This window comes from Xanthomonas campestris pv. badrii, from assembly GCF_012848175.1.
Lineage (GTDB): Bacteria > Pseudomonadota > Gammaproteobacteria > Xanthomonadales > Xanthomonadaceae > Xanthomonas > Xanthomonas campestris_C.
Map to the genome: position 1 here is coordinate 2,898,414 of NZ_CP051651.1, position 13,368 is coordinate 2,911,781.

At 65.4% G+C, this 13,368-nt stretch carries 8 protein-coding genes; 2 read left to right on the forward strand and 6 right to left on the reverse strand.

Annotated elements, in window-relative coordinates:
- Positions 1-205: 205 nt before the first annotated feature.
- Both mgtE and HG421_RS12340 read left to right on the forward strand, forming a co-directional pair.
- Positions 206-1,567 carry a magnesium transporter gene (mgtE, locus tag HG421_RS12335; RefSeq protein WP_169706625.1) on the forward strand — a complete coding sequence of 454 codons (1,362 nt, stop codon included), beginning with the start codon at positions 206-208 and terminating at the stop codon, positions 1,565-1,567.
- Positions 1,568-1,690: 123 nt separating this feature from the next.
- Positions 1,691-2,488, forward strand: coding sequence for a prolyl oligopeptidase family serine peptidase (locus HG421_RS12340; RefSeq protein ID WP_169706626.1), 798 nt, complete (start codon positions 1,691-1,693; stop codon positions 2,486-2,488).
- A gap of 10 nt (positions 2,489-2,498) precedes the next feature.
- On the opposite strand, the gene cydB is transcribed toward HG421_RS12340, so the two are convergent.
- From cydB to HG421_RS12370, 6 genes are all read right to left on the reverse strand, one after another.
- Positions 2,499-3,515, reverse strand: a complete 1,017-nt coding sequence (gene cydB / locus HG421_RS12345; protein ID WP_169706627.1) for a cytochrome d ubiquinol oxidase subunit II — start codon at positions 3,513-3,515, stop codon at positions 2,499-2,501.
- A complete protein-coding gene (locus tag HG421_RS12350; protein WP_169706628.1) occupies positions 3,515-4,912 on the reverse strand; it encodes a cytochrome ubiquinol oxidase subunit I in 1,398 nt (465 codons plus the stop codon). The genes cydB and HG421_RS12350 overlap by 1 nt, the downstream gene beginning before the upstream one ends.
- 430 nt (positions 4,913-5,342) lie before the next feature.
- Complete coding sequence (locus tag HG421_RS12355; protein WP_169706629.1) at positions 5,343-6,731, reverse strand: amino acid permease; 1,389 nt, start codon at positions 6,729-6,731, stop codon at positions 5,343-5,345.
- Between the two features lie 274 nt (positions 6,732-7,005).
- Positions 7,006-8,067, reverse strand: a complete 1,062-nt coding sequence (locus HG421_RS12360) for a pectate lyase family protein (RefSeq protein WP_169706630.1) — start codon at positions 8,065-8,067, stop codon at positions 7,006-7,008.
- A gap of 629 nt (positions 8,068-8,696) precedes the next feature.
- The gene (locus HG421_RS12365; RefSeq protein WP_169708179.1) at positions 8,697-9,416 is read right to left on the reverse strand and encodes a hypothetical protein; all 720 of its coding nucleotides are present in this window, start codon (positions 9,414-9,416) and stop codon (positions 8,697-8,699) included.
- Positions 9,373-13,071, reverse strand: coding sequence for a hypothetical protein (locus tag HG421_RS12370; protein ID WP_169708178.1), 3,699 nt, complete (start codon positions 13,069-13,071; stop codon positions 9,373-9,375). The genes HG421_RS12365 and HG421_RS12370 overlap by 44 nt, the downstream gene beginning before the upstream one ends.
- Positions 13,072-13,368: the final 297 nt, after the last annotated feature.

The window sequence follows — 13,368 nt, forward strand, 5'->3', positions numbered from 1 at the left end:
CCGTAGGGCGGATGGGGGCGCCGCGCCGAGCATCGGCCTGGCAATCAATGACCCGGTCACTACTGACGGACCTCGTGGCGGCACCCAGCGTTTGCCAAGCGCGCCGGCACTGTATGTTTCGTCATCGCGCGCAAGCGATAATGCCGTGCTGACCCAGCACCGCGTCTTCCACTGATGGCGCGTCCACTCTTCCGGGGAGCCGCGCATGGCCGAAGCCGTCCGCCACGACAAGACCGCGCGCCAGCTACGATTGCTGTCCGACGCGCTGGATAGCGGACGCCTGGGGCCGGTGCGCCGGTTGGTCAATACGCTGGCGCCGGCGGAGATCGGCAACCTGCTCGAGTCGCTGCCACCGGGCAAGCGTGAAGTGGTGTGGGGGTTGGTCGACCCGGAAGACGATGGCGAAGTGCTGCTGCACGTCGGCGACGAAGTCCGCGAAAGCCTGCTGGCCGACATGGACCCGGACGAAATCGTCGCCGCGGTCGAAGACCTGGACATCGACGATCTGGCCAACCTGGTCGAGGACCTGCCCGATACCGTCATCGACGAAGTGCTCAAGTCGATGGATCGCGAGAACCGCGAGCGACTCGAACAGGTGCTGTCGTATCCGGAAGACACCGCCGGCCGCCTGATGAATCCGGACGTGGTGACAGTGCGCGCCGACGTCAACGTCGATGTGGTGCTGCGCTATCTGCGCCTGCGCGGCGAGCTGCCCGATCATACCGACCACCTGTACGTGGTGAGCCGTCGCCACCAGTATCTGGGCCGCGTGCCATTGGCAGCGCTGGTCACCCACGAGGACAGCACCCCGGTCAACCGGCTGATCGACGACGAACAGCCAGCCATCGACGTGGGCGACGGCTCGGACGAGGTAGCGCGCCGCTTCTCCGACCACGACTGGATCTCCGCGCCGGTGGTGGACGACAACAACATCCTGCTCGGCCGCATCACCATCGACGACGTGGTCGACATCATCCGCGAGCAGGCCGAGCACCAGGCGTTGAGCGCCGCCGGCCTGGACGAGGACGAGGACATGTTCAGCCCGGCGCGGCGCGCGTTCCGGCGCCGCCTGATCTGGCTGGGCATCAACCTGTGCACCGCCTTCCTGGCCTCCAGCGTGGTCAGCCAGTTCGAGGGCACCATCGAAAAACTGGTCGCGCTGGCAGCGCTGATGCCGATCGTGGCCGGCATGGGCGGCAACGCCGGCACCCAGGTGCTGGCGCTGATGGTACGCGGCCTGGCGCTGGGGCAGATCGGCTCATCCAACGTGATGACCCTGCTCAAGAAGGAACTCACCGTGGCGCTGATCAACGGGCTGTGCCTGGGCATCGGGCTTGGCCTGATCGTGCTGGTCTGGTTCGGCCAGCCAATGCTGTCGCTGGTGATCGGCACCGCACTTACCGTCAACATGCTCACTGCCGCCTTCGGCGGGGTGCTGGTGCCGGTGACGCTCAAGCGCCTGGGCTTCGATCCGGCATTGGCGGGCGGGGTGATCCTGACCACGCTGACCGACGTGATGGGCTTCCTGAGCTTCCTGGGCCTTGCCACCTTGATCCTGCTGCACTGACCGCGTGCAGCATCGGCCATCCTGGCGATCGCATGAATCCACGGCACCCACCGCCGCCGCGTGACGTGCCAGCGCACGTGCATGCGGTAATACTGCAGACCTGTATTGGATGGAGAGCCGTGCGTGATCTTACGTTGCGTCGTACTTGGACTGCTTGCGCTGGTGCTTGCCGGCTGCTCCAGCATGGGTGAGCATCGACAGGATGGCCGCAGCGGCCACTTCGTCAGCCGCACCTTGCAGATGGAAGGCCGGCTGTATCGCTATCAGGTGTTCGTCCCGGCTGCCAAGGCGGCGCGGCCGTTGCCGATCGTGTTGTTCCTGCATGGTTCGGGCGAACGCGGCGACAACGGACGCGACCAGGCCGAGGTCGGAGTAGGCCCCTACCTGAGCGAACACACCGCCCGGTTTCCAGCGCTGGTGGTGTTGCCGCAGGTGCCCGACAACGAAGAATGGATGGGCATCAACGCGCGCATGGCCATCGCCGCGCTGGATGCTGCCAGCGCCGAGTTCGCTGCCGACCCGCAGCGCACGTATCTGACCGGCATCTCGATGGGCGGTTACGGCGCATGGGAAATCGGCCTGATGCAGCCACAGCGCTTTGCCGCGATCGTGCCCATCTGCGGCGCGCTCAAGGCTCCGCGCGATGAGCGCCGCACACTGTATGTGAGCCTCGTGGCCAAGGAAGCAGACCCGTATACGGCAGCGGTCACCCAGCTTCGGCACGTGCCGATCTGGACCTTCCATGGCGCCAAGGACACCTCGGTGCCACCGCATGACGACCGCGCGCTGTACCGCGCTGCAAAAGGCGTGGGTGCCAACCTGCGCTACAGCGAATATCCGGAAGGCAACCACAACGTCTGGGACGCGACCTACGCGGACCCGGCGATGTGGGAGTGGATGTTCAAGCAGCGCCTGCGCTGAGCGTCAACGCTCAATGGTGATAACCGGTCTGGGCAGTGATCTTGCCGCGGAACACCCGGTACGACCACACCGTGTAGCCCAGGATCAGCGGCAGCAACATCACCAGCCCCACCATCGCGAACAGCTGCGAGGACGGCGGCGCGGCCGCCTGCCAGAGGGTGTAGACCGGCGGCACCAGATACGGCCACATGCCCAGCACCAGGCCCAGGAAGCCGAGCACGAACAAGCCCATCGCCAGCAGGAATGGCGCCGTGTCCGCTCGCCCCGGCTCGGCCGCGCGCCACAGCGCATAGCCCACCACGGCAACCAGCACCGGCACCGGCATCAACCACAGGTAATGCGCATCGTTGAACCAGCGCTCCATCACATGCGATTGCAGCGACGGCAACCAGGCGCTGACCAGGCCGATGAAGATCAACACGCTGATGGTCAATGGCCGGCTCAACTGCCGCGCCAACTGCTGCACGTGACCCTCCGTCTTGAGAATCAGCCAGGTGCTGCCGAGCAACGCATAGCCGAACACCAGGGCCGCACCGGTCAGCATCGCGAACGGGCTGAACCAGCCCCAGACCCCGCCGACATAGCGGTCGTTCTCGATCGGCAGGCCCTGCACCAGCGCGCCCAGGATCACGCCCTGCGCAAAGGTGGCCAGGATCGAACCGGCGGCGAAGGCATTGCTCCACAGCCGCCGCGAGCGGTGCGCCTTGAAGCGGAACTCGAACGCCACCCCACGGAACACCAGCGCCATCACCATCAACAACACCGGCAGATACAGCGCCGACAGGATCACCGCATAGGCCTTGGGAAAGGCGGCCAGCAGCCCTGCCCCACCCAGCACCAGCCAGGTTTCGTTGCCGTCCCAGATCGGCGCGGCGGTGTTCATCATCAGGTCCAGTTGCGCTTCGTCCTTGCGGAACGGCGCCAGGATGCCGATGCCGAGCACGAAGCCGTCCAGCACCACGTACATCAGCACGCCGAAGCCGATCACCGCAAACCACGCCACCGGCAGGAGGGTCGTCATGTCCATCAGGCAGCTCCATCGATCGGTTCGTCGGCGGCCGAGAGCGGCCGTGCAGGCGTGTGTTCGCCATGGTCTAGCTGCGGCGCATCGTGCGGAGTTGGCCCGATCTTGCCGATCTTGACCAGGTACCAGATGCCCCAGCCGAACACGAACGCGTAGCCGGCCACATACACCGACAACGAGATGGCGGTCATCAACGCCGATTGCGGGCCGACTGCGTCGGCAGTGCGCAGCAGCCCGTAGACCACGTATGGCTGGCGGCCGATTTCGGTGACGAACCAGCCGGAAATCAACGCAATGAAGCCGCTCGGCAGCATCCAGCGCCAGGTCGCCAGCAACCAGCGCCACTGCACCAGCGTGCCGCGCCACAACGCGAACGCCGACACCCAGGCCACCAGCAGCATCAGCGAGCCGATCCCGACCATGATGCGGAAGGCGAAGAACACCGGCGTCACCGGCGGGCGCTCGTGCGCCGGCACCGAGGTCAGCGGCGCGATGCTGCCATCCAGGCTGTGGGTCAGGATCAGGCTGCCCAGGCGCGGAATCGCCAGCGCGTAATCGTTGCGCTCGGCCTGCGCGTTCGGCAATGCGAAGACCACCAGCGGAAATCCCTTGCCGGGTTCTTCGGCGTGCCAGTGCGCCTCCATCGCCGCGATCTTCATCGGCTGATGCTTGAGCGTATTCAACCCATGCATGTCGCCGACGAAGATCTGCAGCGGCACGGTGATGGCCGCAAATACCACCGCCAGCTTGAGCATGCGCAGGCCCGCCTCGCGGTGCACGCCACGGTGCAGATACCAGGCACCCACCGCGCCGACCACAAAACAGGTGGTGATGAACGAGCCCAGCGCCATATGCGCAAGCCGATACGGAAACGAGGGGTTGAAGATGATCTTCAACCAGTCGACCGGATGCACGATCCCATCGATGACCTCGTATCCGGCCGGCGTCTGCAGCCAGCTATTGGAGGAGAGAATCCAGAACGTGGACAACAGCGTGCCCAGTGCCACCATGCAGGTGGCGAAGAAGTGCAGGCGCTCGGAAATGCGGCCCCAGCCAAACATCATCACGCCCAGGAAGCTCGCTTCCAGGAAGAACGCGGTGAGGACCTCGTAGCTCAGCAGCGGGCCGATCACGCTGCCGGCAATCCGGCTCAGTTCCGGCCAGTTGGCGCCGAACTGGAAGGCCATCACGATGCCGCTGACCACGCCCATGCCGAAGGACACGGCGAAGATCTTCTGCCAGAAGAAATACAGCTCGCGCCAGACCGGCAGGCGGGTGCGCAGCCAGCGCCATTCCAGGAACGCCAGCAGGCTGGAGAGACCGATGGTGAACGCAGGAAACAGCACGTGGAACGCGATGACGAATCCGAACTGGATCCGCGACAGCAGCAAGGCGTCCATGGAGCAACCTCCAGGCAAATGGAAAGACCAGCTACGCGTCGGTGCGGAGCGATTGCCGCCATGCCTGCGGTCATCGAGCGCGACCGACTGCGCTACGCCTTCATGATAGGGACGCTAGAGCACGTTCCCGATGCGACACGGCGTCGCATCTGCGTCAAACCGTCGCGCCCGTGCGGCGAAGCGTGCGATGCAATCGCAGACGGCATGGCGATGAGCGCTATCGCGCCAGCCCCCGGGTGTACTGACTGCGGCCAGCGTCACGGCGTCGCAGTCGCCCGATGTACGGCGCTGCGCAGACCCGCGCCTGCTGACCTGGCCGGCATGCGCGGGCGTCTGGGAGTGCCCATCACCGCGCGGTTCACGCAAGCCTGGCCTTCTGCGCCATCAGGCAGGCGACCCAGCACTGCGGCCCGTCGCCCGGCTGCGCCGCCTAGTGCGTGCGGCGGATCCGCCGGGCGATTTCGCTGACCACCGCAATGGCAACGGTCAGACCCACCATCGACAGGAACTGCGTCCGCGTCTCGGCCGAGCTGGCCAGCAGCACGAAGATCACGCCCAGGATCGTCAACGCCAGCACGGTCAGAAATGGATAGCCGCGCATCCGAAACGGCAATGCGATGCCGGCGCGATCGGCGCGGGCGCGCAGGATCAGCTGCGACAGCAGCGAGATCGTCCACACCAGCAGGCAGGTGGCACCGACGATATTGAGCAGCACCGGCAACACCTTGTTGGGATACAGCAGCTCCAGTGCGGCGGCCGCAAAGCCGAACAACACGCTGGCGATCACCGCCGCCAACGGCACCTGCTCGCGGCTGGTCCTGGCGAGCACGCGCGGCGCCTCGCCGCGCTGGGCCAGCGAGAAGATCATGCGCGACGCGCCGTAGAGATTAGCGTTGAGCGCCGACAGCAGCGCCACCACCGCCACCAGGGTGATCGCAGTGGCCGCACCGGGAATGCGCGCCACCTCCAGCACCGCGGCAAATGGCGAGCCGAGCGCCTTGCTGGTCCACGGCACCACCGCCACGATCACGCTGATCGACCCGATGTAGAACACCAGGATGCGCCAGGCCACGGTGCGGATGGTGCGGGCCAGGCTGCGCCCGGGGTCGGCGGTTTCTGCCGCCGCCACCGCCACGATCTCGGTGCCGCCAAAGGCGAACACCACCACCAGCAAGGCCGCGCCAACGCCGGCCAGGCCATTGGGCGCAAACCCGCCGTTCTGGGTGAAGTTGGACACCCCCGGCGAGGTCACGCCGGGCAGCCAGCCGGCCAGCAGCGCGAAACCGATCAACAGGAACACCACGATCGCCACGACCTTGAGAATGGCGAACCAGAATTCGAATTCGCCGAAATTACGCACGCCCAACAGGTTGATCGCGGTGAAGGTCGCCATGAACAGCAGCGCCAGCAAGGGCACCGGCAACGCCGGCCAGACGGTCGCGAGCAGGCCGGCGGCGCCGACCGCCTCGGCTGCGATCACCACCACCACCTGGAACCACCACAGCCAGCCCACCGTGGCGCCGGCGGTCGGGCCCATCGCATCGGCCGCATATACCGAGAACGCGCCGCTGGCCGGCTTGGCCGCCGCCATCTCGCCCAGCGCGTTCATCACGATGATCACCAGGGCACCGGCGATCAGGTAGGACAGCAGCACCGCCGGCCCGGCTGCCTGGATGCCGACGCCCGACCCCAGGAACAGCCCGGCACCGATGGCGGTGCCCAGGCCCATCATCATCAACTGCCGCGGTTTGAGCGCATGGCGCAACGCAGGCGCGGCGGTCGAAGCGTTCTGGGCAACAGGATCGGTCGGAAGCGACATGGACGGCATCGGAGAGGTGGTAACGCGACACGATACCGCGTCGCGGCGCCGGCCGCGCCTCTTGACGACACAGCGGCGCCCGGGTGCGGGGTGCTGCTGCACCGCAACGTGCCTTGGGCCCTGCCCCCATCGAGGCAGGATCGGAAACGGGCGCGCCACTGCAGCGTGCTGCGCGCCTTGCGCATGCGCTCGGTCAAGGCATGCTGTTCTGCAGTGCCGGATACACAAATCCCCGGACGAGCCGGGGATTTGCCACCATCCTGGTGCGCAGCGCTCACTCCGCCAGGTTCTTGCCCGCCCCTGCGGTGGCGATCACCTTGGCCTTGACCTGCGCGGCCGCGGTGACGGTGTAGGTGTAACCCAGTGGTTCCGGGAACACCTTGGAGCTGATCCAGGTGGTGGCGTTGGCGTACGGCTTGCTGCCGTCCGGCGTGCCCCAGGTGATGCCGCTGCCCACGTAGTTGTTGATCAGGTCCCAATAGCCGATCTCGCTGCTGTCGCGCGAGGTCACCGGGTTCTTGATGTTCTCGAAGTAGTTGGACTCGATCTTGGCCACGCCGCCCATGCGCACATTGATGCCGGAGGTGGTGACGTTGTTGAAGTAGTTGTTGTAGATGTGGCTCAGGCCACGGCGCTGCAGCGGCACGCGCGACTCCACATTCTCGAAGCGGTTGTGGTGATACGTGGTGCGTGCCGCCGAATTCTTGGTGTCGCTGTCGCTGAAACCATTGAGCGCGACCTTTTGATAGTTATAGACATGATTGTAGGACACGGTGACGTGGTGCACGCCCTTCTTCATGTCGATGCCACCATCGAAGGAGGCATCGCCGGCACCGGAGCACTTGGTGAGCGAGGCGAACACGGTGTTGTGGTCGACCCAGATCCTGGACGGCGAGCCGCTGGAGTTGCCCTCCAGCGAAATCGAGTCGGCATCTTCGCCACCCTGCAGCAGGCCGATGGTCATGTTCTGGATGATGATGTTGTTGGCGTTGCCCACCACCCATAGACCGAAGTTGGCCGCCGAGCCATTCGCCCCCCTGATGGTGACATCGCTCTTGTTCTTGATCTGCACGGTCTTGGCCGGCAGCTTCCACTGCGCGCAGACGTCCTTGATGGTGCCGAAGTCGAACTTGCCGGTGTAGTTGAGCACCAGCCCGCCGCTGCCGGAATAACCGTCGATTGCCGCCTGCATCGCTTCGAAGGTGGCCACATTGACCGGTGTCTTGTTGCCGCCGCCGGTGGTGGCGGCACCGTAGCCGACCGGGCCGGCCATGGCGCCCGCAGCGCAGGCGGACAGTGCGAGCGCAACGGCGCCCTGAAGCATCTTGCTGGTCATGCAGCCTCTCCCAAAGAAGTCGATGAGCGGCGCATGCCGCCTGCGCAGTGGCAGCGGCGACAGCGACGCGTTACGTGGGGGGCTGCATTCTTCGCGCGACTTACAACATAAAACAATTATCCATCTATGAAACTTTGACGCGCCACGGTGTTCTTCCCGCAGGACATGCAAAAGAGACAGTGGGAGACACCCGGGACAAGACACAACGGCGCCTGCTATCAGGTGCCGCTGCCGGCCTCATCGGCGTTAAGTTGGTGTGGCCCGCATGATCAGCTGGACGGCGTCCATTGATTGCCGCGACGCGCATGGCGATGCGCGAGGTCGGTTGGCACATTGTGCGCGCCACCTACTGGGCATGGATGCGACGATCGGTAGAGGCCTTCCTACGACCACTGCGCGGCGTAGACGCCGCAACCGGCAGCGCATGCACGCAATGGCGTTGATGCAGAGACCGAGCCCGTCACCGGTGAGGCCGATGCGCCCTGCGCAACGATTTTCTGGTTTCCTGGCGCCGGGCTTTACGGCGATCGGCACCGAGATGACGAACCGATACGTCGCTGTGACGTGCGATCCGCTGAAGGCGCTGCAAGTTCCACAGGCAAGGCCGCCCCCCCAGGGCAGCCCTGCCTTCATCGGCTTGAGGATTGGCGTAGGGCGACAGCGCGATACTGGCCTCGATCGCCATAGCGGGGCCCCTTCTGCTCGACAACGGCGCAGAGCCTGTCTTGGCCGCAGGGCACCAGGTCCGCGCGTGCGACGCGGTCCAGAAAGGCGATTTCCGCGCGGCGCTGGGTGGCCTCGGCCAATACCGGCCGGGCGCCCTGGACGGCGTAGCCGACTGCAGCCAGGCACAGGAGCGTGCCGACCAACAGCGCGCCAAGCCCGGCCCAGCTACGCCGGATGACGCTGGTTTCCAGCGATTGCTGCGCCTGTGCATAGCGCGCGATCGCCTGCTCAAGCGTCCGTTCCGCCTGGACCATCTTCTTGTTGAATCGCTCGGTCGCCGGTTCCAGCGTCTGCGTCAGCGCCTGACTGCTCAATTGCGTTAGCCGGGGCAGCGCATTTTCCATCAGGCCACTGACGCGCTGATCGGCGTGTTTGACGGCAATCTGCAGAAACTGCAGCTGCTCCCGGACCAGATCTTCCAATCCGTGCTCGCGCCGTTGCAGCGTCCCGATCAGTGCCGCCATGGCCTGGATCGATTCTTTTAGCGTGCGTTCCGACGCGTTGACATCGGGTAGTGCGGAGGTGTTCTGCATGTCCATGGTGTTCTCTCGATGATTCGACTTGCTGCACGTGTCCCGGCTATCCACCGCCGCCGCCGCCGCCACCGCCACCGCCACCGCCATCTCCGCCACCACCACCGTCACCCTGCGGACCGCCTTGCATCGCCGGTCCGTTGGCGAACTGCGGCAATGTCATCACCATCACCGGGCCACGGCTGGTCTGCACCTCTGTCGAGACGTCCATGTTCAGGGCCTGGCGCATACTCGCCTGTTCCTGAGCCTCCTGCATCGCCTGGGCATCCAGATACTCATGCCCTTGTTTGGCAAGTGCCTGGCTATAGGGGCTGTTGGCGACCCGCTTCAAGGCCTGTTCGATCGCCAGTTCGTCCTTGCAGTCGATGGCGTACAGCAACTCGTCCACATCCGGATCGCCGGTGATGGCTTTACGCTGGGGCTGCGGCCGATCTTCCTGCTCGCCAGCGGCAAGAGGGTGTGGCGCGGTGTCTGCAGGCGGAGCGCGTGGTGGTCTCAGTCCAGAGGGACCATCCGGATCGTACCCTTCACGCAATTCCAACTCGGTAAATGGCCGCTCGCCACGGTCCACGCGCGCCTGCCGCGCTGCTGCGACGCGGTCTTCTGTTTCGAGCTCCTGTTCGAGTTGGATACGCAGCTCTCGCATGGATCGCGCTATTTCCTCCCAGGAGTTTGGATCGGCGGGCACAGCGGCAGGAAGGTCGTGCTGATCTGCCAGGGACGCAGAAAGCGGCTCGCGCGCATCGGCCGTGTCCTCGGGTGTGTCGGCTGCGCGGCCAGCGGTCGGCATTTCCGGCGATGCCCCTGTCGCCTGTGCGAGGTGTGCGGGCACTGGCAACGCTGCAGGGGGATCTGGTGCTTCCGGTGCTTGAGTCTGTGGCGTGCGCGCCTGTTGATCGTCGCGGTGTTCTACCGCCGCCGGGGTGGCGAGCGATGGCGCGGAAGGCGCCGTCGCCACCTGGGGCAGGTGCGCATCCGCCGACTGCTGGAGCTGTTGCGCAGGTGCATCTTGCTGCGCATCCGGGGCTTGTGCAGTCATCGGCTGTTGGCCGCTGTGCAGGTCCGCAACCTGCTGCTGCTCTGCCGGTGCGGTCTGCGCGATCGCGGCGCTCTGCGCTGTCTGCTGTTGGACTTCCTGCGGACGCTGTTCTTGCGTTTGCTGGCTTTGCGTCCGCTGCTGCGCTACGTCGGATGCATGTGCTTGCGCAGGCTCTACCACTTGTTCCTGGGGCCGTTGGGCGGCGTCATCATGGGTAGACCGCTGCTCGGGCTGGCGTGGTGATGTGTCTTGCGCATGGAGCAACGACGGTTCGCGTGCGGCGGCTTCCTCTGCCAGCTCCTGCTCGCGTTGTGGCGCCGTTTGGGCGTGCAGCGGCTGCTGCCCGGCATGGTGCACAGTCTGCGCCTGCAGCCGGTCCTGCTGGCTCTGCCGGGCGTCCTGAGCCTGGCGTATTTCCTGCTCGCGCTGCTGTGTCTCCTGAGCCTGCATCTGCGCTTGTTCGCGCTGCTCCGTCTCGTGCGCCTGCCGCTGGACGTGTTCGAGGTGCTGGGTGTCCTGCGCCTGGCGTTCTTGTTGCTCCAGACGCTGCGCTTGCTGCCGTGCTTCCAGCGCGGTATGCGCCTGCAGCGCCTGGGCAGCTTGCGCCCGAACCTCGTGCGATGCTTGTGCCTGCAGCGCCTGGGCGCGAGCCTGCGTCAACTGTTGATCTTGCGCCTGTCGTGCCTCCTGCTGCCGCTGTTGGTGCTCTTGCGCGGTGCTGGCCGCCTGGCCCTGTGCCTGCACGTCGAGCGCCTGCTGTTCAGAAGGCGGTGATCCGGACGTGTCTGCATCTGTCGAGCCTTCGGACGACGCTGGCGCGGAGGTTAGATGCTGCATCGGCGCGGCCGACTGCTGGCGCGCCTGCAGCTCCTGCAGCGCCTGACGGATGTCGTCGGTGCTGGTGACCGCTGCAATGCGCTCCACGCCGTCGGCGCCGCGCTGGAGATGGGCGATCGGGCTGTCGGCGCCATACTGACCGCCTGGTCCACGCTGGAGCTGCATCGCGCCATCGCCTGCGAGCCCTTCCGCCTCGCGGGTGCGTTGGATCGCCAGCTCGATCGCTTCGCGCCATTGCGGCTGCAGTTCCGTGCCTACGATGCGGTAGCGGTACAGCGTCTGCTCGCGCTGCCGATCTTGTGGCGATGGCGGCGCTTGCTGGATGGCCGCAATCGCCTGCGCCTGCTCCGCAAGCGCCGGTTGCAGCAGTGCGCGCATGGTGTCTAGTTCCAGCACGCGATTGCCATCGGGTGGAGCGCCGTGGCTGGTCCACTGGCCCTCCATGTTGCGGTAATAGCGCTGGCCGTTCGAGGCGATCAGCGCATCCGGATCGGGCAGCGCCTGCTGCACGGCCGGCGAGATGGGCAGGCCATCGGCTGCCCAACCGCTGCGGTGGTGGGCAAGCTCATAGCGCGCGGCGATGGCACCGGGGCTGTTGGCGATGTTGCGCGCGATGACCGCTTGCGCCTGTGCTTCCAGCTCTGCGGCCCGCAGTGGCGTTGCGATATCGGTCCGATACACAGCGCTGTCGGCGTCTGCGACCACACCGCTTTGCACAGTGCGCCGCCATTGCCCATCGTTGGGATCGCGCGTCCAGTCGGCCGTGCTGAGGCTGGGTGGATCGGTATCGCTGGCCGGTAGGCGATACGGGTCCTGTGGTGCGGGCGCATCCTTCAGCGCCAATGCGGCAGCGACGTTGGTCGCTTGATAATTGAGTTCGCGGGCCTTCTCGTGGCTGGCGACGATGGGGGTGGAGGTGGGGTTGTCCACGCCATCATTAGTGATGTCGGCCATGCCCTCGCGCGCCCAGGCAGTGCCGTTGAACGACCACTGCGTGCCATCGCGGTCGGTCTGGGTATAGATGGCGCGGTTGTCGAGCAGTGCGGCGGCTTTTTCGCCGGCCACGCTCATGAAATAGGCATCGGCAGCGATCAAGGCCATCGGCCCGGCGCCGGACGCGCCAAGCGCGTAGGCGGCCGTCGTGCCGCCGGCCCAGCCACCGACATTGCGGCCGGCGAAATGGGCGAGTTCTGATTGCGCTGCGAGTGGGTTGTCCCGGCCGAGTAAATGCGTGGCGCGTTGGCCGGTCATGACCGTGTCGGCGGCGGTGGCGAGCAAGCCGGCGGTGCGTAGCGCCTGGCCTGCAGATAGATCGCCTGCCAACAACTCGGCGGTGGTGAAGCCGCGTTGCGAGACTGGTGTGTACGCCGGATGCGGTGCGGCGCCTGAGCCTTGGCGAATGCTGCGCGCAGCACCGCCAATGGTTGTGGGCGTGTCATCCAGGACCTGCTGGACCAGGGCTGCGTTGGACTCGGATAAGGTTATGCGCCCGGCATCCTTGGCGTGTGCGATGGCCATGCGAAATTCCTCGCGGCCGGCGATTTCGCGGGCGAGGACATCGGGTTCACGTGGGACGCCGACCAAATTGCGCCCCGTTATGCGTGCGGCATTGATCACTTTTGCTATCCGCTGCTCGGAGTGTGTGATCGCGGCCCATTCCGATTCGACAGTGCCCATGGAGCGCAGGGTTTTGAGCTGCTGCGCATGATCGGCACGGTATTGCTCGTACTCGGAGAGGGTGCTGCGGTTTTGTGTGTTGGCCTCGGCCTTGGTCAAGCGATCCGGGGTGGTTGCGAACATATCGCCATTGATCAGTGCGACTTTGATTGTGTCTTGCAGATCATGGACCTGGGCGGCGACGCGCTTCAAGGCGGCAGCGTCGTTGCGCATGGCGGCTTTGCCGTTTGGGGAGTCAATTATTTCATTAAGATAACCGAATATTGCTTTCGTATAGGAGCTGCGCGTGCGTCCTCGGTGAGGCGAAGTTTCAATTTCATCCGCCAGCTTTCCATCTACCGGAAGATACAGGCGATTAGTCGATATATCCTTGTCGATCAAGCCATGCTCAAGCAATTTCTTAAGCAACCTATGATCGCGAAAGATGGTGTTCTCAATGACATGATGACTTTCAAGGATGACGTTACCGGACGGCATCTGCCCTTACTC